Raw genomic sequence first — 19,996 nt, 5'->3', positions numbered from 1 at the left:
ACTTGCTTATAAATGACATAAGCCGGAAACCGGCCAGGAATGAAGGAAACCACGTAGCGAGCAAAGCGATGCTACAACCAGCAACCATACCGACACAACGTAGCGAGCAACGCGATGCTACGAAAGGCGCTCAGATCACTTTGTGCGGTGAGTTGGGAAGTGGAGCGAGCGGCTCAAGCTCGTCTCGAGAAGCGCAGCCGTACGGATGTACGGCGAGCATCGCAGAGGCGTGATTGGGCTGCTCGCACCGCTTTACGACCACCGATTACAACTTGCGGGCGTTCTGCCACGACAGGTCGGTGATCGAATTGACGTCGAAAGGCTTGCCGTCCTTGGTCTTCAACGCACCCTGTTCTTGCAGGATGTTGGAGATTTCCTGCATGCGATCCTGCTCCTTCCTGGAAATCTTGGGGGTGAAGGTCTGGCTCTTGATGGCGTCGCGGATCACGTCTTCGCGCAGCAGTTCGCCCTGCTTCAAGGTCTTCAGGGTCGGCTCGGCGATGAAATAGCCGGCGATCAGCCTGGAGGCCTCGGCGGGCTTCTTCTGCAGCAGCGCGATGGCGTCACGCTGGGCATCGAGCGACTTCCAGACGGCGTCGCGACGCTTCTTGAGCGTTTCACCGGAGGTAATCACCACCATGCAAGGGAAAGGCCAGACTTCGCCGATTTCATAGATCTGCTTGACCGGGGCGATCAGTTGCGCAATGCGTGCCTGCGGCTCGAACAGGAAGGCCGCGTCGACCCGCTTGCCCACCAGCGACTGCACCGCCACCTGGGGCGACACGCCCATGACGTTGACGTCGTCGGGCTTGATGCCGGCGTCCTTCAACACCACGCCCTTGAGCACGGTGTCGGCGGTGCTGCCCTCGGCCTGCGAGGCCAGGGTCTTGCCCTTGAGGTCGGCCACCTTGTTGATGCCGGAGTCTTCACGCGCCACCAGCGCGTGGTAGCCCAGCTGCGCACCGCCCACCACCTTCAGGTCGGCGCCCTTGGAAGCCCATGCCACGGCATTGGAAAAGCCGAACACGCCACTGTCGAGTTGGCCGCCGACGATGGCCTTGACCAGGTCGGTGCCGGACTTGAATTCGATCAGTTCCACGTCCAGGCCGTACTTCTTGTACAGGCCGGCCTCGTAGGCTGCCATGGCCTGGGCGTCGTCCATCACGCGCAGGTAGCCGATCTTGAATTTTTCCAGTGCGAATGCGTGATTGGCAAATGCCAGCGCAACGAGCGCCGGAAACACGATACGTGCCAGTTTGAGCTTCATACTCCCACCCCTTCCAATGTTTTAGCTAACTCGTCCTGTTCGGCATGGATACCGAGCAGGCACAGGATCTCGCGGCGAATGGCCGCGAATTCGGACAGATCGTGCGTCTTTTCGTGATGCACGAGATTGAATTCCTTGAGCACCGTGGCCGGGCGCGGACTGAACACGAAGATGCGGTCGGCCAGGAACAAGGCCTCGTCCACGTCGTGCGTGACCAGCAATACGGTCGGCCCCTGCTGGCGGATCAGCTCGCGCAACGCATCCTGCAAGGTCATGCGCGTGAGGGCATCGAGCGCGCCGAAGGGTTCGTCCAGCAGCAGCGCGCGAGGCTGCGAGATGAAGGCGCGCGCCAGGGCCGCGCGCTGGCGCATGCCGCCCGAGACCTGGTGCGGATAGTACGCTTCGAAACCCTTGAGCTTGACCTTGGCCAGCCATTCGCGGGCGCGTACGGCGGCTTGCTTCTTGTCGATCTTCTGGAATTCGAGTGCCAGCGCCACGTTCTGCTCCAGCGTCAGCCAGGGATACAGGGCGTTTTCCTGGAACATCAGGGTGCGTTCGGGATGTGGGCCGCGGATGTCGACGCCGTCGCCGGTGACCACGCCGGAACTGGCGCGCTCTAGGCCGGCGGCGATATGCAGCAAGGTCGACTTGCCGCAGCCGGACGGACCGACCAGCGCCACCAGTTCACCGGATTCGATATCGCGTGAAAAATCCCCGATCACCTGCAGGCCGCCGAAATGCTTGGCGACGTTCTTAAAAGATAACTTCATGTCGTCCTGCGGCCCAGACCGCGTTGGTGGAAGTGCAAAAGAGTCGATGCAAGCAAGAAGGGAGAGGCTCCCCGCCTCCCCCTTACATTTTGTCAGGATGGACTTTACTGTTGCCGCCCAGGCAAGACAACGACTTTAAATTCTTATGCTTATTCAAATTCCGAATATAGAACATCGGAAAATTGCATAAGAATAAACTTGCACGGCGGCATCATTCCGGTAACGCGGCCAATAGCGACTGCACATCCGGCCATTGCAGCCGTACGCCCAGCTCCTCGCGCAGGCGGCGGTTGTCGAGCCGGCGCGATTCGGACATGAACGACAACATCATCGGCGACACGCTGGCGCCGATCTCGGCGCGCGGCATCCGCGGCGGGCGCGGCAAGCCGAGGGCGTCGGCCACTGCATCGAGGAAGTCGCCGGTGCGCAGGTCGGTATCGTCCACGGCATGGTAGATGCGACCGGGCGCGCCATGCCACAGGGCCGCCAAGGTCGCCTGTGCCAGGTCGTCGGCATGGATGTGATTGGTATAGACGTCGTCGGCCACGGCCAGCGCCGGCGTGCCCTGGCGCAGGCGCTCGGCGGGCAGGCGGTCGGCGGCATAGATGCCGGGCACGCGCAGGATCGCCAGCCGGCCACCGCGGCGCCGCGCCCAGGCCCGCAGCACGCTTTCGGCATCGACCCGGCGCACGGCGCGGGCCGTGCGCGGACGCACGGTGCGGGTCTCGTCGAAGAAGGCGCCGTCGCAATCGCCATACACACCGGTGGTACTGATATAAACCACGCGCGCGCCCTCGGGTAAAATGGCGGCCACATTGCGGGTGCGGCGGTCCAGTGGGCCGTCCGACGGCGGTGGTGCGAGATGGATGACGCGTTCGGCCAGCGGCCCCAGGCGGCCCAGCGAGAGCGGACGGTCGAGGTCGGCCACGATCGGCACGGCGCCGGCGGCACGCAGTTCGGCGCGACGTTGCGGATTGCTGGTCACGGCCAGCACCCGGTAGCGCGGGGTCAGCAGCGGCAACAGGCGCATGCCGACGTCGCCACAGCCAATCACCAGTACCCGCGGCAAGCCCAGTTTTTTCATGGTTTTCCAATCACCCTAGTTCAGTTCACGAATTGTATGAGTTTCCAAGTCACAGTCCAGCCCAGCGGTCGCCAGTTTTCCTGCGATGAAGGCGAAACCATCCTCACCGCCGCCATCCGGGCCGGTGTCGGCCTGCCCTACGGCTGCAAGAACGGCGCCTGCAGCTCGTGCAAAGGCAAGCTGATCTCCGGCGAGGTGGAGCATGGCCCGCATCAGGAGCGCGCCCTCCCCGCCAACGAAGAAAAGCTCGGATTCTCGTTGTTTTGCTGTGCCAAGCCAAGCTCGGACGTGGTGATCGAGGCCCGCGAAGTGGCCGGCGTGGGCGACTTCCCGGTGCGCAAGCTGCCGGTGCGGGTGGCCGCACTCGAGAAGAAGGCCGACGACGTGATCGTGCTGTCGCTGCAATTGCCGGCCAATGACCGCCTGCAGTACAAGGCCGGGCAATATGTCGAGTTCATGCTGCGCGATGGCAAGCGTCGCAGCTACAGCATGGCCAGCGCGCCGCATGTGGACGGCCCCATGACGCTGCACATCCGCCACCTGCCGGGCGGCTTGTTTACCGACCAGGTCTTCGGCACCATGAAGCAGCGCGACATCCTGCGCATCGAAGGGCCGCTGGGCACCTTCTTCCTGCGTGAGGATTCCGACAAGCCTATCGTGCTCCTGGCCTCCGGCACCGGCTTTGCGCCCATCAAGGCGATCGTCGAGCAGCTCGAACATGCCGGCTCGACCCGTCCGGTCACGCTGTACTGGGGCGGGCGCCGTCCGCAGGACCTGTACATGAGCCAGCTGTGCGAGCAATGGGCAGCCAGCCTGCCCGCCTTCACCTATGTGCCGGTGGTGTCGAACGCCGCGGCCGAGGATAACTGGAGCGGCCGCACCGGCTTCGTGCACCAGGCGGTGATGGCCGATTTCCCCGATCTGTCGGGCCACCAGGTCTACGCCTGCGGCGCCCCGATCGTGGTCGAATCGGCGCAACGCGACTTCGTCGCCCAGTGCCAGTTGCCGGCCGACGAGTTCTATGCCGACTCGTTCACCTCCGAAGCCGACCTGGCCACGACCGTCACCAGCGCCGTGTGAGCCCACGCCGGCGGTCATCCGGCGGTCATCCGGCGGTCATCGCGAGCTGCCATGATGACCGCCAGGGTGGCGGCGAAATGCAAGGCGACGCTATTTAGGGCAAAATCGGGTCGAATCTTTTTGACGCTAGTTGTAAAACGTCCTAATATTGACCGCATGATCGCCAACGCCACATTTTTACGACGTCGCAGCCACCCTCAACCAGGTTTGCCGCTGTGCGCGTGAAGTGAAACGAATCGCGAAGCCACAGGCGAACCCTGTGGCTTTTTTTTATTCGCCATCGGGATTGCCGTGCCTTTTGCGTAGCTGATCCGTCGCTGCCGAGCACCTTCCCCTCAACCTTATTTGCCCCAGGAGCCTTCGATGCAATACCAAGAGTTCGACGCCAACAAGCTGATGTACGTCACCAACCGCCCCGAACTGGTCTTCACCGAAGGCCAGGGCATGTGGCTGACCGATTACAAGGGCAAGCGCTACCTGGACTACCTGCAAGGCTGGGCGGTCAATGCCCTGGGCCATTCGCCCAAGTGCATCAGCGAGGCGCTGGCCGCGCAAGGCGGCAAGTTGCTCAACCCGTCGCCGGCTTTCTACAATGCGCCCTCGATCGAACTGGCCAACCTGCTCACGTCCAACTCGGTATTCGATCGCGTGTTCTTTGCCAACAGCGGCGCCGAGGCCAACGAAGGTGCCATCAAGCTGGCCCGCAAGTGGGGCAAGAAGAACCCGGCCTCCAATGGCGACGCCCGCTTCGAGATCATCACCTTCAAGCACAGCTTCCATGGCCGTACCCTGGCCACCATGTCGGCCAGCGGCAAGGACGGCTGGGATACCATGTTCGCGCCGCAGGTGCCGGGCTTCCCCAAGGCCACGCTCAACGACCTGGCCAGCGTCGAGGCGCTCATCACCAAGCACACCGTGGCCGTGATGCTGGAACCGGTGCAAGGCGAAGGCGGCGTGATCCCCGCCACCCGTGAGTTCATGCAGGGCCTGCGTCGCCTCACCAAGCAGGCCGGCCTGCTGCTGATCGTGGACGAAGTGCAAAGCGGCATGGGGCGCACCGGTGAATTGTTCGCCTACCAGCTGTCGGATGTCGAACCCGACATCATGACCCTGGGCAAGGGCATCGGCGGCGGCGTGCCGCTGGCGGCCCTGCTGGCGCGCGAAGAGATCGCCTGTTTCGAGCCGGGCGACCAGGGTGGCACCTACAACGGCAATCCCCTGATGACCGCCGTCGGCGTGGCGGTGATCAAGGAGCTGCTCAAGCCGGGCTTCATGCAGGGCGTGCGCGATCGTGCCGCGTACCTGCGTGCCGGTTCGCTCAAGCTGTCCGAAAAGCACGGGTTCGAGGGCGAGCGCGGCGAAGGCCTGCTGCGCGCGCTGCAACTGGGTCGCGACATCGGCCCCCAGATCGTCGAGGCCGCGCGCAACATGGAACCGGTCGGCTTGCTGCTCAACTCGCCCCGCCCCAACCTGCTGCGCTTCATGCCGGCGCTGAACGTGAGCAACGACGAGATCGACCAGATGTTCGCCATGCTGTCGGACGTGCTGGTCAAGCTGGGCCACTAAGCATATGCCGGTGTACGACGCAGTATCGTCGGCGCGCCGGCATGGCGCCGGCAGCATCGCCGCCTGGTGCGCGGCATTGCTGCTGGCCGCCTGCGGCAGCAATCCCGTGGCGCCCCCCATCGAGCGCCTGCCCGGCGCCGCGCCGTCCAGCCAGCCGGCATTGCCCGCCAGCGACGCCGGCAACGAGGTGGCCATCTATGCCCTGTCGCTGATCGATACCGGCTATCGCTTCGGCGGCAAGAACCCGTCGGCCGGGCTCGATTGCAGCGGCATGGTCGCGTACATCTTCGGGCAGGCCGCCAATTACCGCATCAGCGGCAGTGCCGCCGATATCGCCCGCCGCGGGCGCCAGATCGATCCGACGCAACTGCGGGCCGGCGACCTGGTGTTCTTCAATACGATGAACAAGCCCTTCTCGCACGTCGGCATCTACCTGGGCGACGGGCGCTTCGTGCATGCGCCCTCGACCAACGGCCGGGTGCACATCACGCGCATGGACAACCCCTACTTTTCGCGCCGCTTCGAAATGGCGCGCAGCTATTTCAACTAACCGCACTAGCGCACGCGGCGGATCCCGGCCTTGATGGCCGGCTTGGCCGCCAGCGTCGCCTTGTTCTTGGCCAGCAGCTTGGCCGCCCCCGCCTTGGCCGAGGCCACCGATGGCTTGCGCGCGCGCGGCGCCTTGCGCGCCCGGCCGGTAGGCGCGGCTTGCCCGGTCTCGCGCACCGCCTCGCGCAGGGTCAGGTTGGCCGAGTAGCGCTGGAACGAGATATCCATGTGACGCCGCATCGCCGCCCGTGCCGCCGCCGGGTCCCGCGCGCGCAAGGCCTGCATCACCAGGGCATGCTCGTCGATGGCCTCCAGCCACACCACCTTGCTGTCGAAGTGGCTGTGCAGGCGCTTGAACAGCGGACCCAGGCGTGCATCGAACAATTGCGTCACCAATCCCACCAGGACGCTGTTGCCGGTCGCCTCGGCGACCCGGATGTGAAACAGGCGGTCGGCCTGCAGCGGATTGATGCCGCCCTCGGTGTCGTCGATCATCGCCTGGAACGCTTGCTCGATGGCCGCGATCTGGGCCTCGCTGGCGTTGATGGCGGCGGCCTGGGCGACTTCGCCTTCGATCATCTCGCGCGCACGGATCAGCTCCAGCGGGCCCTCCTCGGTGGACAGGTCGATCTCGCCCTCGCCCGGCGGCGAGGGGCGTCGCACATAGATGCCCGACCCCATGTGAACCTCGATATGGCCCTCGACCTCGAGCGCGATGAGGGCCTCGCGCAGCGATGGCCGCGACACCCCCAGCTGCACCGCCAGGTCGCGTTCGGAAGGCAGGCGCGAGCCGACCTGGAATTCGCCGTCGACGATCAGCTTGCGCAGCTGGTCGCTGATCTGGCGGTACAGGCGCTGCGGCTCGATCGCTTCGATGGGCATGAAAGGTCCATTCCAAAATAGTTCGTCTTGCAGGACCGGACTGCGCAGCCCGGCCCTGCCCGTCACGTCGGCAGCGCGCCGGGGAAATCCAGGTCGTACGACGCCCCCGCCTCGCGCAGCGCCGGGGCGATGGTCGGATGCAAGGCCACCCCCTGCGCCAATTGCTGCGCCCGGCGTTGCATGCCGCGGTCGCCCGGCATGCGCACCTGCTCCACGCCCGGACGCGGCGGATTGGTGCGGCAGGCGTCGGCCACGAAGTCCATCTGGCGCAGGAAATCCCGGGTGCCGCCGAAGGCCGACGGATCGTAGAGCGACATGAACACGGTGGCGCCCCAGCCCGACGGCGGATCGGCCCGACCATACCCCGAAAGACCGCCGGTCAGCGCCTCGATCAGCACCGCCAGCCCGAAACCCTTGTGGCCTGCGGCCAGTCCCCCCAGTGGCAGGATGGTGCCGGGCGGGTCCTGGGCCAGCACGGCGGGATCGCGACTGGGATTGCCGTGGCCATCGATGAGCCACTGCTCGTCGAACTGGCGGCCTGCCTTGTGCAGGCGGTTGCTCATGCCATTGGTGGTGACCGAGGCCGAGATATCGATCAGGAAAGGCGTGCCCGAGGTGGGGATGCCGGCGGCGATCGGATTTGGCGTGAATACCGCACGGGTGCCGCCGAACGGCGCCACGCTCTGTACTGCCGGGTCGGAGCTGGCCAGGATCATCACGAAGCCTTCCTGCGTGGCACGCAACAGGTACGCCGCCAGGCAGGCGATGTGATGGCTGTGGTGAATGGTCAGCGAAGCCGTGCCGTAGTCGCGCGCCTTGGGGATCAGCGCATCGATGCCCTGGTGCACCAGCCAGGGGCCGGGCAGGCGGCGTCCGTCCCAGGCCAGCACGGCGGCCCGTTCGGACAGCACCTGCGGCGCCCCGGTCTTGGTCATGCTGCCCTTTTCGAGTTCCTTCACATACGGCGCCAGCAAGGCCAGGCCATGCGTATCGTGCCCCAGCAGGTCGCCGTCGACCAGGGTCGAGGCCACGCTGTCGGCCTTGGGCGCGTCCAGCCCCGCCTTTTGCAGCAGGGTGCTGGCGAAGCGGGTCAGTTCATCGGCGGAAAAACGTTCAGGTGAAGCCATGCAGACAACCATCCTTTCATTGAGGTGAATCGGGGACTAGACCGGTGTCGCCAGGCGCCGGCGCCAGGTCTTCAGCGCCAACGGCAGCAGCCAGGCGACGATGGTGATGACGCCCAGCGTACCAGCAATGGGGCGACTGAAGAAGGCCAGCAGTTCGCCGTCGGCCTTGATCATCGAGGTGACGAAATGCTCTTCGAGCATGCCGCCCAGCACCACGCCCAGCACCGTCGGGGCCACCGGGAAACCGTTTTCTTCCATGAAGTAGGCCAGCATGCCGAAGGCCAGCATGATCGCCACATCGGTCACGCTGTTGTTGGCGGCGTAGGAGCCGACCACGCAGAACAGCAGGATCAGCGGCATGAGCACACCGCGCGGGATGGTCAGGATGCGCTTGGACACCTTGATGCACCAGTAGCCCAGCGGCAGCATCAGCAGGTTGGCCAGCACGAAGACGATGAAGATGGCATACATCGAGACCGGGTTCTCGATGAAGATCATGGGGCCCGGATTGAGGTTCTTCATGTACAGCACGCCGATGACGATGGCGGTGATCGAATCGCCGGGGATGCCGAACACCAGCGCCGGGATCCAGGCCCCGGCCAGCGCCGAGTTGTTGGCCGCGCCTGATTCGACGATGCCCTCGGGATGGCCGGTGCCGAACTTCTCGGGTTCCCTGGAAAACTTCTTGCTCATCGCATACGACATCCAGGCCGCGATGTCGGCGCCGGCCCCCGGCAGCACCCCCACCAACGTACCCAGCACGCTGCCGCGCCAGACCGAGCGCGGGTATTTCAGGCATAGCGCCCACATGCCCTTGAACACATTGCCCACCTGGCCATCGACGATCCTGGCCTTGAAGTCCTTCGATACGGCGAAGCGCAGCACCTCGGACAGCGCGAACATGCCCACCATCAGCGGCACCAGCGAGACCCCGCCCAGCAGGTCGGGTTGATCGAAGGTGAAGCGCGGCACGCCGGCCGGGTTGCCCATGCCGACCGAGGCGATGAACATGCCCAGGAACAGCGAGACGAAGCCCTTGAGCGGATTGTCGGAGGCGATGAAGATAGCGCAGGTCAAGCCCAGCAGCACCAGCCAGAAGTACTCGAAGGACGAGAACTTGAGCGCCAGTTCGGCCAGCGCCGGGGCCGCCAGGATCAGCACGATGGTGCCGAACAGGCCACCGATGACCGAGAACACCAGGCTGGCGCCGAGCGCGATCTCGCCCTGCCCCTTCATGGTCATGGCATAGGCTTCGTCGGTGTAGGCCGCCGACGACGGGGTGCCAGGTATGCGCAGCAGGCAACCCGGGATGTCGCCCGAGAAGATGGCCATGGCGGTGGCCGAGACCATGGTCGCGATGGCCGGCACCGGCGGCATGAAAAAGGTCACCGGCACCAGCAGCGCCACGGCCATGGTGGCCGACAGGCCCGGAATGGCGCCCATGAACAGCCCGAAGATCGAGGCGCCCAGGATCACCGCCAGCACATACGGATCGAACACGATGGCGAAGGCGGCATGGATATTGGCAAGCATGCGATTCTCCTTACCAGGCCAGCGGTTGCAGGATGCCCCAGGGCAGCGGCACCTTGAGCAACTTGTAGAACAGGGCGTGGATCACCAGCGCACTCAGCGCCGCCACCGGCAAGGCCACCGCCACGCGGATGCGAAAGGTCAGAAACAACACCGTGAGCACGATGAAGGCGGTCGGCAGGAAGCCCAGCGGTTCGGAGACCAGGATGTAGAACACCAGCGACAGCGGGACCAGCAGGAAGGCAAATACCGCGCGCTTGCTGCCGATCCACGGCGGCAGCGAAAACCAGCGTGTGTCGCCCTCGTCCTGGTCGTGACCGACGGTCGCAATGCGCGTGCCATGCGAGGTATTGGCCGCGCCGCGGCGCAGGCTGCGCAGGCCACGCAGCACCAGCAGCGCGGCGCAGATCATGAAGCCGGCGGCCAACGCCTGGGGAAAGACATTGGGACCGATCTGCTGGCCCATGGCGGGCAGCGTGTCGGCATGGACGTAGATCGCGACGGCAAACAAGGCGACCAGCAATCCCGATAGGGCATCGTTGATTTTCATGGTGGCGAGGGTCCAAGGATTCGATAGGAACGGGCATTGGCAACGGGCGCAGCAAGCGACGACGCCCCGACTTGCCATGCCAGGGCATCGCGCATGCGCTGGCCGCTTACTTCGCCATGCCCAGGGTCTTGAGGATGGCGCCCATGTCGGCGTCGCTCTTGTCCATGAACTTGCCGAACTCGGCCGAATCAGCGTAGGTCACGCCAAAACCGCGCCCGTTCATGAAGTCCTTGTACTCGCGGCTGTCATAGATTTTCCTGAGGCTGGCCGAGAGCCTGGCCTGGACCTCGGCCGGCAGGCCCTTGGGCCCGACGATGCCGCGCCAGGCACCGTTGGTCCAATTGCTGCCGGTCAGGCTCTTGAGGGTCGGCACCTTGGGATACAGCGCGGCCGGTTCGTTGGCCATCACCACCAGGGCACGCGCACGGCCGGCATCGATCAGCGAACGCGCCTCGGGCAACGAGGCCGCCACGATATCGACCCCGCCGGCGGCCAGGTCGACCATGGCCGGCGCGGCGCCGTTGGAAGGCACGAAGCGTACATCCTTGGGATCCTGCTTCAGGTCCTTCAACATGCCCGACAATCCGAGGTGCCAGATGCCGCCCAGGCCGGTACCGGAAGCCTTGAGCTTGCCCTTGTTGGCCTGGATCGCCTTGAACAGGTCATCGAAGCTCTTGTAGGGCGAATCGGCCGCCACCGTCAGCGCGGCCGGGTCGAAATTCATCAGCGCCAGCGGGGTGAAGTCGCGCGGGTTGAGCTTGGTCAGGCCCTGGTGATGCATCATCGCGATCTCCACCGTGGCCATGCCGATGGTGTAGCCGTCGGGCGCCGCGCCGGCGATCGCCTGGTGGCCCACCACGCCATTGCCGCCGGTGCGGTTGACCACGTTGACCGGTTGCCCCAGGTCTTTCTCGAGCAAGGCGCCGATGATGCGTGCGGTGGCATCGGTGCCGCCGCCGGCACCCCATGGCACCACCAGCGTGACGGGCCGCTCCGGCCAGGCGGCATGGGCCGGCAATGCTGCGCCCAGGGCACAGCCGGCGGCCATCGCCACCATTGTCTTGATCAGCGTTCTGCGTGCAAACATCGTGTCTCCTCCGGTGTCAGGGGGCAGAAAGGCCTTGGCGTAGGACTTTGCGCTTTCTGCAGCTGTGACCTGCGTGGATTGTGATATCGGTATTGCGCAGGTTTCCGGTGCCTTGCAGCTTGTTGTTGTGCTTGTCTCGGTAGTGCTTTCTCATGTTTCCCGCGATGCCGGCCAGTGCCCGGACCCGGCATGCAACCGCCGTCATGATGCCGGACGCCACGGTGGAACAATGGCGGTCATGTGGTCAGACCAGCGCATTGAGAATTTCACATCCGATAGCGAGTGTCAAGGATGAAAAAAACCTGCGGCAAGTTTCATCGATACCGCGACGCAACAAATTGCATCGCACAAAAGTCCCGCCATACAGGCTTTCCCGACACACGCCGAATGACGAGACATGATGGGAAACGATGCTGCATCGACGCAATAATAAATGCGAGTCTCCAGGGCATTTCAAGCCCGCCCATCGGTTTTGGTATTACCACTTGACCAAACCGGAAAGCCTGCAATAGACTCGCTGCCAATCGAACAAAGTCCTGTCTGGCGCCCCGCAACGAGCGACGCCAGAACAGACGGCACCACGACCCAGCCGGGTGCGCAAGCCACCGGCATCAGGCATGGAGACAATCTTGGCAACTGCAGCAATGACCTCGCATTCGTGGTCGCATCGCAGCTCGACCCACGCTGTCGTGACGGCCTTGCCGACGACCACGCGCGCACGTCGGGCCTTGCACCGTGCCTGTTGCTTCGGTTCGTTGCTGGCGTTCATGCTGATCGACTTTTCCCGTTATTTCTTTGACCAGGGCAACAGGCCATCCCGAGCCCTGGGGCTGCCGTACGCACGCCCGGTAACCAACGACAGCACCGTTTAGCCCGTTTAGCGCGGCGAACGGCATATTGATGTGCACCAGATCGCGCCGGTGGGCGCGCTCGCACCCGTCATCGAGGCAATCCCAAATGACAGACGCAACGAAGAAAAACACCCGTCGCAGCCAGGCCTGGTTCGGCCGCCAGGACCGCGATGGTTTCATCTACCGCTCCTGGGTCAAGAACCGCGGCATCCCGCACGACCAGTTCGATGGCCGTCCGGTCGTCGGCATCTGCAATACGTACTCCGAGCTGACGCCCTGCAACTCACACTTCCGCGCGCTGGCCGAACAGGTCAAGATCGGCATCTGGGAAGCCGGCGGCTTTCCGCTGGAGTTTCCGGTGATGTCGCTGGGCGAGACCCTGCTGCGCCCTACCGCCATGCTGTATCGCAACCTGGCCAGCATGGACGTGGAGGAATCGATCCGCGCCAATCCGCTGGACGGCGTGGTGCTGCTCATGGGATGCGACAAGACCACCCCTGCGCTGCTGATGGGCGCGGCTTCGGTCGACGTGCCCACCATCGGCGTGTCGGGCGGGCCGATGCTGTCGGGCAAATACCGTGGACGCGAGATCGGCTCCGGCACCGGGGTGTGGCAGATGTCGGAAGACGTGCGCGGCGGCAGGATGACCCAGGAAGAATTCTTCGAGGCCGAGAGCTGCATGCACCGCTCGCACGGCCACTGCATGACCATGGGCACCGCCTCGACCATGGCCAGCATGGTCGAGGCGCTGGGCGTGGGCTTGCCGCACAATGCCGCCATCCCGGCCGTGGACGCGCGGCGTAACGTGCTGGCGCGCAGCGCCGGGCGCCGCATCGTCGACATGGTCAAGGAAGACCTGGTGCTGTCCAGGATCCTGACCCGCCAGGCCTTCGAGAACGCCATCCGCGTCAATGCCGCCATCGGCGGCTCGACCAATGCGGTGATCCACCTGCTGGCCATCGCCGGTCGCATCGGGGTCAAGCTGGACCTGAAGGACTGGGACCATATCGGCCAGCAACTGCCCTGCCTGGTCGACCTGCAACCGTCGGGCAAGTACCTGATGGAAGACTTCTACTACGCCGGTGGATTGCCGGCGGTGATCCGGCAGATGGAAAGCGTGATCGACAAGACCGCGCTCACCGCCAACGGCAATACCTTGTGGGATAACTGCAAGGATGCGCCCAACTGGAACGCCGATGTGATCCATCCCTTCGACGCCCCGTTCAAGCAAGCCGCCGGCATCGCCATCCTCAAGGGCAACCTGGCGCCCGACGGCGCCGTCATCAAGCCCTCGGCCGCCACCCCGGCCCTGCTCAAGCACCGGGGACGCGCGGTGGTGTTCGAAAACAGCGACGACCTGCATCGGCGCATCGACGACGAAGACCTGGACGTCGACGAGACCTGCGTGCTGGTATTGAAGAACTGCGGCCCCAAGGGTTACCCCGGCATGGGCGAGGCGGGCAACATGCCGTTGCCGCCCAAGGTGCTGCGAAAAGGCATCACCGACATGGTCCGGGTGTCGGACGCGCGCATGAGCGGTACCGCCTATGGCACCGTGGTGTTGCACGTGGCGCCGGAGGCCGCCGCCGCAGGCCCGCTGGCGCTGGTGCAGGACGGCGACTTCATCGAACTCGATGTCGACGCGCGGCGCTTGCACCTGGATGTGGGCGAGGACGAACTGGCCCGCCGCCGCGCCGCCTGGCAGCCCCCGCAGGCGCCCGCCACGCGCGGCTGGATCAAGCTCTACGTCGACCACGTGCAGCAGGCCAACCTGGGCGCCGACCTGGACTTCCTGGTCGGCAAGAGCGGCGCCTACGTACCGAAGGACAATCACTGAGCCAATGCGGCAGCAGTCGTACTGAAGTGCGCGGACCGGCCACAGAAAAGCCGGCCGCGCAGGGTGCAAACCAGACCCCCATCATGGAGACAGGCAATGAAAGTACTGATTACCGATTACGATTTTCCCGACGTCGACCTGGAACTGGCGCTTTACAAAGCCGCTGGCGTGGAGGTGGTGACGGCGCAATGCCGCACCGAGGACGAGGTCATCGCCGCCTCGGCAGGCTGCCAGGGCCTGCTGGTGCAATACGCGCCGGTCAACGCCAAGGTGTTCGCGGCACGCCCCGAGATTCGCATCGCCAGCCGCTACGGGGCCGGCTTCGACACCATCAATACCGATGACGCCGCCAAGTACGGCGTGTGGGTCGGCAATTCGCCCGACTATGGGGTGGGCGAGGTGTCGACCCACGCCTTGGCCATGGCGCTGGACCTGATTCGCAACATCACCGTCTACGACCGCGCGGTAAAGGCCGGCCAGTGGCACTACACCACCGCCGGCATCATCCCGCGTGCCTCGGAGATGACGCTCGGCCTGGTCGGCCTGGGCCGCATCGGCAAGCGCATGGCGCACATCAGCCGCAATGTGTTCAAGCGCGTCATCGCCTACGACCCCTATATCATCGACGGCGACTTCCCCGCCTACGTCGAGCGGGTCGGCCGCGAAGAGCTGTTCGGCCAGGCCGATGTGGTGTCGCTGCATACGCCGCTCAACGACGACACCCGCAACATGGTCGACGCCTCGCTGCTCAAGCTGCTCAAGCCCAACAGCTACCTGGTCAACTCGGCGCGCGGCGGCCTGGTCGACATCGACGACCTGCTGGCGGCGCTGGAATCGAACCGGCTCAAGGGCGCCGCGCTGGATGTATTGCCGGTCGAACCACCCGAGACCGCATCGGCTATCGTGCAGCACAAGCGTGTGCTATTGTCGCCCCACGCAGCCTTCTACTCCGACATCGCAGCGCAGGAACTGCGCCGCAAGGCGGCCCAGAACCTGATTGACTGGGACCGCACCGGACGCCCCTCCTACGTGGTGGTCGAGGGCAAGAAAAATAACTGACAGCACAGGCCAGCCCCTGACACGAGGGCAATCCGACACCGCCGGCGGCCACGCCGCCCGGCAGCAACACCAGGTGTAGAGGGGACGCCCGAGATCCCCGCATCCACAAACTGGAACTCATTTCGCCAATAGGCGTGAGACGCGTTCTAAAAAAAAGAGCCCGCGCCGGCCCCTGATCGGGACTGGCGCGCGGTATCAGACGAGGATACACACGAGGAGCATTTGCATGGCATCAGTACAGATTCGCGCAGTCAAGAAGCAATTCGGCAGCACCCAGGTCATTCGCGGGGTTGACATCGACATCGCCGACGGCGAATTCGCCGTCCTGGTGGGTCCCTCCGGGTGCGGCAAGTCGACCCTGCTGCGCATGCTGGCCGGGCTGGAGGAAATCAGCGACGGCGAGATCGTCATCGGCGGCACCGTGGTCAACAATGTGCAGCCCAAGGATCGCGACATCGCCATGGTGTTCCAGAACTATGCGCTGTACCCGCACATGACGGTCAAGGACAACATGGCCTTTTCGCTGATGCTGGCCAAGAAGGACAAGGCCTTCATCGAGGAACGGGTCAAGAAGGCAGCCGACATCCTGGGCTTGACCCAGCTGCTGGAACGCTTTCCACGCCAGCTCTCGGGTGGCCAGCGGCAGCGGGTGGCGATGGGCCGCGCCATCGTGCGCGATCCCCAGGTGTTCCTGTTCGACGAGCCGCTGTCGAACCTGGACGCCAAGCTGCGGGTGCAGATGCGCACCGAGATCAAGGAACTGCACCAGCGCCTGAAGACCACCTCGGTCTACGTCACCCATGACCAGATCGAGGCCATGACCATGGCCGACCAGATCGTGGTCATGCGCGATGGCCTGGTGGAGCAGCGCGGCCGTCCGCTGGACCTGTACGACTACCCGTCCAATATCTTCGTGGCCGGCTTCATCGGCTCGCCGTCGATGAACTTCGTCCCCGGCACCCTGCGCCGCAATGGCGAGCGCGCCGAGGTGGAATTTGCCGACGGCACCCGCCTGCCCGCTCCCTATGGCCAGCACCTGCTGGGCAACGACGGCCAGCGCGTGACCTATGGCGTGCGGCCCGAGCACCTGTCCATCGGCGCCGCCGGCGACGGCATTGCCACCAAGGTGATCGTGGTCGAGCCCACCGGTGCCGATACCGAAGTGTTCAGCCGCTTCAACGGCGCCAGCCTGACTTCGATCTTCCGCGAACGGCATGGCTTCGGCGCGGGCGACACGATCCACCTGGTGCCGGACCATGCCCGCACCCACCTGTTCGATACCGAATCCGGCCAGACACTGGTACGCCGCTGACCTGGCCGGTGTCATGTAGTACTTGCAGCACCTGCAGCACCTGCAGCAACAACAAGAAAAGCAAACCCGCAACATAGCGGTCCATTCGACTTTCAACCGAAGGAGTAGGAGACATGAACAAGCTGACAAGACGCGACTTCCTGGTGAGCAGCGCAGCCGCTGCCGCCGCATCGAGCATGGGGATGAACGCCTTCGCCGCACCGGCGGGAGCGGCCGCCGCCGACAGTATCAAGTACCCCATCGAACAGGGTGCGACCTTGCGCGTGCTGCGCTGGAAGCGTTTCGTGCAGGGCGACGAAGACCTGTGGAATGCCAACGTCAAGAAGTTCACCGAACTGACCGGCGTGGCCGTGCGCACCGACAGCGAGGGCTGGGAAGACGTGCGTCCCAAGGCGGCGGTGGCGGCCAACGTCGGCAGCGGCCCCGATATCGTGCTGGGCTGGTTCGACGACCCGCAGCAATATCCCACCAAGCTGCTGGACCTGACCGACCTGGCCGACTCGCTGGGCAAGCGCTACGGCGGCTGGTACGACGTCTGCCGCAAGTACGGCACCAAGGACAACAAGTGGATAGCCATGCCGCTGGGTGTGATCGGCAACGCGCTGGTGTACCGCGAGAGCCAGATCAAGGCCGCCGGCTTCGAAGCCATTCCCAAGGACACGGCCGGCTTCCTCAAGCTGTGCCAGGCGCTCAAGGCCAAGAATACCCCGGTCGGATTCGCGCTGGGCAAGGCCGTCGGCGACGCCAACAACTGGGCGCACTGGCTGCTGTGGTCGCACGGCGGCAAGCTGGTCGACAAGAAGGGCGTGGTGGCCATCAATTCACCCGAGACCAAGGCTGCCCTCGAATACGCCAAGCAGCTGTATGCGACCTTCGTGCCCGGCACGCTGTCGTGGCAGGATCCGTCCAACAACAAGGCCTACCTGGACGGCCAGATCAGCATGACCGCCAACGGCATCTCGGTGTACTACGCGGCCAAGAACTCGCCCGATCCGAAGATGCAGGAAATCGGCAAGGACACGCAGCACGCGCACTTCCCGATCGGGCCGGCCGGCAAGCCCACCGAGCTGATGCAGATCACGCAGATGATGGTCTTCAAGCACACCAAGTTCCCCAACGCCGCCAAGGCCTTCGTGCAATTCATGTACGAGCCGGACCAGTACAACCCATGGATGAAGGCGTCCATCGGCTACGTCAGCCAGCCGCTCAAGGCCTACGAGAAGAACCCGATCTGGACCGAGGACCCGAAGGCCACCGTGTATCGCGACTCGGCCTCGATCATGGTCGACCACGGTCACGAAGGCCCGCTGGGCCAGGCCTCGGCGGCCTGCATGGCCGACTACGTGGTGGTCGACATGGTGGCCGAAGCGGCCAGCGGCTCGAAGACGGTGCAGCAGGCCATCGACCGTGCCGCCGATCGCGCCAAGCGTTACTACAAGACCTGATGCGGTCCTGATGCAGCAGTCGCCGCGGCCGGTGGCGCTCGATGCACACCGGCCGCGCAACGCGCGTCATGCATTCCCTGCGGGGCGAATCGGGCCGGTTGTCAGGGCCGGCCGGTGCATGCGATGCATTGCAGGAAGAAATGAAAAAGGCATCCGCCGCCATGTCGCATGGCGGCATCAAACAGAGGCTAATCATGCTATCCCGTTTCCTGAATAACCGTAACGTACTGGGCATGCTGTTCATGGCCCCGGCCGTGATCCTGCTGGTGGTCTTCCTGACCTACCCGCTGGGGCTCGGCGTCTGGCTCGGCTTCACCGACACCAAGATCGGTGGCGAAGGCAACTTCGTGGGCCTGGACAACTATTCGTACCTGCTGGGCGACTCGCTGGCCCAGCTGTCGTTGTTCAATACGCTGTTCTACACCATCAGCGCCAGCATCCTGAAGTTTGCGCTGGGCCTGTGGCTGGCGATCCTGCTCAACAAGAACGTGCCGCTGAAGACCTTCTTCCGCGCCATCGTGCTGCTGCCCTGGATCGTCCCTACCGCGTTGTCGGCGCTGGCGTTCTGGTGGCTGTATGACGCCCAGTTCTCGGTCATCAGCTGGGCGCTGACCAAAATGGGCCTGATCGACCACTACATCGACTTCCTGGGCGATCCATGGAACGCGCGCTGGTCGACCGTGTTTGCCAACGTCTGGCGCGGCATCCCGTTCGTGGCGATCTCGCTGCTGGCGGGCCTGCAGACCATCTCGCCGTCGTTGTACGAGGCGGCCGCCATCGATGGCGCCAAGCCGTGGCAGCAGTTCCGCTACGTGACGCTGCCGCTGCTGACGCCGATCATCGCCGTGGTGATGACGTTCTCGGTGCTGTTTACGTTCACCGACTTCCAGCTGATCTATGTGCTCACACGCGGCGGCCCGCTCAATGCCACGCACCTGATGGCGACGCTGTCGTTCCAGCGCGCCATCCCCGGTGGCGCCCTGGGCGAAGGCGCGGCAATGGCAACCTACATGATCCCGTTCCTGCTGGCGGCAATCATGTTCTCGTATTTCGGCCTGCAACGTCGCGGCTGGCAACAAGGAGGTGACAAATAATGGCCAAGACCAAAGATGATGCAATCGAGAACCAGGGCATGGACTACCTGCAGTCCACCCCCCGCCGCTGGGTGACGATCTATATCCCGTTGTTGATCTTCCTGTTCGTGCTGCTGTTCCCGTTCTACTGGATGGTGATCACGGCCTTCAAGCCCGACAACGAGCTGCTGTCGCAAAGCGGCAACCCGTTCTGGGTGATCGCACCGACCCTGGCGCACTTCAAGAAGCTGCTGTTCGATACGCAGTATCCGGCCTGGCTGCTCAACACCGTGATCGTGTCGGTGGTCTCGACCTTCGTGTCGCTGGCCGCCAGCGTGTTTGCCGCCTATGCGATCGAGCGGCTGCGCTTCCAGGGATCCAAGCAGGTCGGCTTGGGGATCTTCCTGGCCTACCTGATCCCGCCGTCGATCCTGTTCATCCCGCTGGCAGCGATCGTGTTCAAGCTGGGACTGTTCGATACCCGCTGGGCCCTGATCCTGACCTATCCGACCTTCCTGATCCCGTTCTGCACCTGGCTGCTGATGGGTTACTTCCGCTCGATTCCGTATGAGCTGGAAGAATGCGCGTTGATCGATGGCGCCACGCGCTGGGAGATCCTGGTCAAGATCATCCTGCCCCTGGCGGTGCCGGGCCTGATCTCGGCCGGCATCTTCGCCTTCACGCTGTCGTGGAACGAGTTCATCTATGCGCTGACCTTCATCTCGTCGTCCGAGGTCAAGACGGTGCCGGTGGGCATCGTCACCGAACTGGTCGACGGCGACGTCTATCACTGGGGCGCGTTGATGGCCGGGGCCTTGCTGGGCTCGCTGCCGGTGGCCGTGGTGTATTCGTTCTTCGTCGAGTACTACGTCTCGGGGATGACGGGCGCGGTCAAGGAGTAGCGGCGCGGCCCACGAGCGGCGTGCC

General features: G+C 64.4%; 18 protein-coding genes. 10 read left to right on the top strand and 8 right to left on the bottom strand.

Annotated features, from left to right (window positions below):
• Window positions 1-265 precede the first annotated feature (265 nt).
• From PMI40_RS02745 to PMI40_RS02735, 3 genes are all read right to left on the bottom strand, one after another.
• A complete protein-coding gene (locus tag PMI40_RS02745) occupies window positions 266-1,267 on the bottom strand; it encodes an ABC transporter substrate-binding protein (RefSeq protein ID WP_008111872.1) in 1,002 nt (333 codons plus the stop codon).
• A complete protein-coding gene (locus PMI40_RS02740; RefSeq protein ID WP_008111871.1) occupies window positions 1,264-2,037 on the bottom strand; it encodes an ABC transporter ATP-binding protein in 774 nt (257 codons plus the stop codon). The genes PMI40_RS02745 and PMI40_RS02740 overlap by 4 nt, the downstream gene beginning before the upstream one ends.
• A 211-nt stretch (window positions 2,038-2,248) precedes the next feature.
• On the bottom strand, window positions 2,249-3,121 hold the full coding sequence (locus PMI40_RS02735; protein ID WP_008111870.1) for an SDR family oxidoreductase: 873 nt from the start codon (window positions 3,119-3,121) through the stop codon (window positions 2,249-2,251).
• A 36-nt stretch (window positions 3,122-3,157) separates the two neighbouring features.
• On the opposite strand from PMI40_RS02735, the gene PMI40_RS02730 reads away from it, so the two are divergent.
• The 3 genes from PMI40_RS02730 to PMI40_RS02720 all read left to right on the top strand — a co-directional run bounded on the left by PMI40_RS02730 (window position 3,158) and on the right by PMI40_RS02720 (window position 6,317).
• Window positions 3,158-4,201 (top strand): CDP-6-deoxy-delta-3,4-glucoseen reductase, encoded by a 1,044-nt coding sequence (locus PMI40_RS02730; RefSeq protein ID WP_008111869.1) that lies wholly within the window; start codon window positions 3,158-3,160, stop codon window positions 4,199-4,201.
• Between the two features lie 363 nt (window positions 4,202-4,564).
• Entirely contained in the window at window positions 4,565-5,767 is a 1,203-nt protein-coding gene (locus tag PMI40_RS02725) for an acetylornithine transaminase (RefSeq protein ID WP_008111868.1), read from the top strand.
• 4 nt (window positions 5,768-5,771) lie between these two features.
• Window positions 5,772-6,317, top strand: a complete 546-nt coding sequence (locus tag PMI40_RS02720) for a C40 family peptidase (RefSeq protein WP_008111865.1) — start codon at window positions 5,772-5,774, stop codon at window positions 6,315-6,317.
• 5 nt (window positions 6,318-6,322) lie between these two features.
• On the opposite strand, the gene PMI40_RS02715 is transcribed toward PMI40_RS02720, so the two are convergent.
• The 5 genes from PMI40_RS02715 to PMI40_RS02695 all read right to left on the bottom strand — a co-directional run bounded on the left by PMI40_RS02715 (window position 6,323) and on the right by PMI40_RS02695 (window position 11,492).
• A complete protein-coding gene (locus PMI40_RS02715; protein ID WP_008111863.1) occupies window positions 6,323-7,198 on the bottom strand; it encodes a FadR/GntR family transcriptional regulator in 876 nt (291 codons plus the stop codon).
• A 62-nt stretch (window positions 7,199-7,260) separates the two neighbouring features.
• Window positions 7,261-8,325: an Ldh family oxidoreductase gene (locus tag PMI40_RS02710; protein WP_008111862.1), complete on the bottom strand. Its 1,065-nt coding sequence runs from the start codon at window positions 8,323-8,325 to the stop codon at window positions 7,261-7,263.
• Between the two features lie 36 nt (window positions 8,326-8,361).
• A complete protein-coding gene (locus PMI40_RS02705) occupies window positions 8,362-9,858 on the bottom strand; it encodes a tripartite tricarboxylate transporter permease (protein WP_008111860.1) in 1,497 nt (498 codons plus the stop codon).
• Window positions 9,859-9,868: 10 nt separating this feature from the next.
• Complete coding sequence (locus PMI40_RS02700; RefSeq protein WP_008111858.1) at window positions 9,869-10,405, bottom strand: tripartite tricarboxylate transporter TctB family protein; 537 nt, start codon at window positions 10,403-10,405, stop codon at window positions 9,869-9,871.
• A 106-nt stretch (window positions 10,406-10,511) separates the two neighbouring features.
• On the bottom strand, window positions 10,512-11,492 hold the full coding sequence (locus PMI40_RS02695) for a tripartite tricarboxylate transporter substrate binding protein (protein WP_008111857.1): 981 nt from the start codon (window positions 11,490-11,492) through the stop codon (window positions 10,512-10,514).
• 629 nt (window positions 11,493-12,121) lie between these two features.
• Between PMI40_RS02695 and PMI40_RS02690 the strand changes: the two genes are divergently transcribed.
• From PMI40_RS02690 to PMI40_RS02660, 7 genes are all read left to right on the top strand, one after another.
• Window positions 12,122-12,364 carry a hypothetical protein gene (locus tag PMI40_RS02690; RefSeq protein WP_157221431.1) on the top strand — a complete coding sequence of 81 codons (243 nt, stop codon included), beginning with the start codon at window positions 12,122-12,124 and terminating at the stop codon, window positions 12,362-12,364.
• Window positions 12,365-12,449: 85 nt separating this feature from the next.
• A complete protein-coding gene (locus tag PMI40_RS02685) occupies window positions 12,450-14,180 on the top strand; it encodes an IlvD/Edd family dehydratase (protein WP_008111852.1) in 1,731 nt (576 codons plus the stop codon).
• Between the two features lie 96 nt (window positions 14,181-14,276).
• Window positions 14,277-15,239, top strand: a complete 963-nt coding sequence (locus PMI40_RS02680) for a C-terminal binding protein (RefSeq protein ID WP_008111850.1) — start codon at window positions 14,277-14,279, stop codon at window positions 15,237-15,239.
• Window positions 15,240-15,465: 226 nt separating this feature from the next.
• Window positions 15,466-16,551, top strand: coding sequence for an ABC transporter ATP-binding protein (locus PMI40_RS02675; RefSeq protein WP_008111848.1), 1,086 nt, complete (start codon window positions 15,466-15,468; stop codon window positions 16,549-16,551).
• 113 nt (window positions 16,552-16,664) lie between these two features.
• Window positions 16,665-17,996 carry an ABC transporter substrate-binding protein gene (locus tag PMI40_RS02670; RefSeq protein ID WP_008111846.1) on the top strand — a complete coding sequence of 444 codons (1,332 nt, stop codon included), beginning with the start codon at window positions 16,665-16,667 and terminating at the stop codon, window positions 17,994-17,996.
• A 194-nt stretch (window positions 17,997-18,190) separates the two neighbouring features.
• On the top strand, window positions 18,191-19,090 hold the full coding sequence (locus PMI40_RS02665; protein WP_008111844.1) for a carbohydrate ABC transporter permease: 900 nt from the start codon (window positions 18,191-18,193) through the stop codon (window positions 19,088-19,090).
• Window positions 19,090-19,971: a carbohydrate ABC transporter permease gene (locus PMI40_RS02660; RefSeq protein ID WP_008111842.1), complete on the top strand. Its 882-nt coding sequence runs from the start codon at window positions 19,090-19,092 to the stop codon at window positions 19,969-19,971. The genes PMI40_RS02665 and PMI40_RS02660 overlap by 1 nt, the downstream gene beginning before the upstream one ends.
• Window positions 19,972-19,996: the final 25 nt, after the last annotated feature.

The sequence above is a fragment of the Herbaspirillum sp. YR522 genome (genome assembly GCF_000282575.1).
In the GTDB taxonomy this organism is placed as follows: Bacteria; Pseudomonadota; Gammaproteobacteria; order Burkholderiales; family Burkholderiaceae_D; genus Herbaspirillum.
The sequence above is the reverse complement of the archived record's forward strand: the minus strand, read 5'-3'. Positions and strand labels throughout refer to the sequence as shown.

Coding starts and splice junctions, on each gene's coding strand:
- PMI40_RS02745 (WP_008111872.1), bottom strand. CDS start 1,267: ATGAAGCTCAAACTGGCACGTATCGTGTTTCCGGCGCTCGTTGCGCTG.
- PMI40_RS02740 (WP_008111871.1), bottom strand. CDS start 2,037: ATGAAGTTATCTTTTAAGAACGTCGCCAAGCATTTCGGCGGCCTGCAG.
- PMI40_RS02735 (WP_008111870.1), bottom strand. CDS start 3,121: ATGAAAAAACTGGGCTTGCCGCGGGTACTGGTGATTGGCTGTGGCGAC.
- PMI40_RS02730 (WP_008111869.1), top strand. CDS start 3,158: ATGAGTTTCCAAGTCACAGTCCAGCCCAGCGGTCGCCAGTTTTCCTGC.
- PMI40_RS02725 (WP_008111868.1), top strand. CDS start 4,565: ATGCAATACCAAGAGTTCGACGCCAACAAGCTGATGTACGTCACCAAC.
- PMI40_RS02720 (WP_008111865.1), top strand. CDS start 5,772: ATGCCGGTGTACGACGCAGTATCGTCGGCGCGCCGGCATGGCGCCGGC.
- PMI40_RS02715 (WP_008111863.1), bottom strand. CDS start 7,198: ATGCCCATCGAAGCGATCGAGCCGCAGCGCCTGTACCGCCAGATCAGC.
- PMI40_RS02710 (WP_008111862.1), bottom strand. CDS start 8,325: ATGGCTTCACCTGAACGTTTTTCCGCCGATGAACTGACCCGCTTCGCC.
- PMI40_RS02705 (WP_008111860.1), bottom strand. CDS start 9,858: ATGCTTGCCAATATCCATGCCGCCTTCGCCATCGTGTTCGATCCGTAT.
- PMI40_RS02700 (WP_008111858.1), bottom strand. CDS start 10,405: ATGAAAATCAACGATGCCCTATCGGGATTGCTGGTCGCCTTGTTTGCC.
- PMI40_RS02695 (WP_008111857.1), bottom strand. CDS start 11,492: ATGTTTGCACGCAGAACGCTGATCAAGACAATGGTGGCGATGGCCGCC.
- PMI40_RS02685 (WP_008111852.1), top strand. CDS start 12,450: ATGACAGACGCAACGAAGAAAAACACCCGTCGCAGCCAGGCCTGGTTC.
- PMI40_RS02680 (WP_008111850.1), top strand. CDS start 14,277: ATGAAAGTACTGATTACCGATTACGATTTTCCCGACGTCGACCTGGAA.
- PMI40_RS02675 (WP_008111848.1), top strand. CDS start 15,466: ATGGCATCAGTACAGATTCGCGCAGTCAAGAAGCAATTCGGCAGCACC.
- PMI40_RS02670 (WP_008111846.1), top strand. CDS start 16,665: ATGAACAAGCTGACAAGACGCGACTTCCTGGTGAGCAGCGCAGCCGCT.
- PMI40_RS02665 (WP_008111844.1), top strand. CDS start 18,191: ATGCTATCCCGTTTCCTGAATAACCGTAACGTACTGGGCATGCTGTTC.
- PMI40_RS02660 (WP_008111842.1), top strand. CDS start 19,090: ATGGCCAAGACCAAAGATGATGCAATCGAGAACCAGGGCATGGACTAC.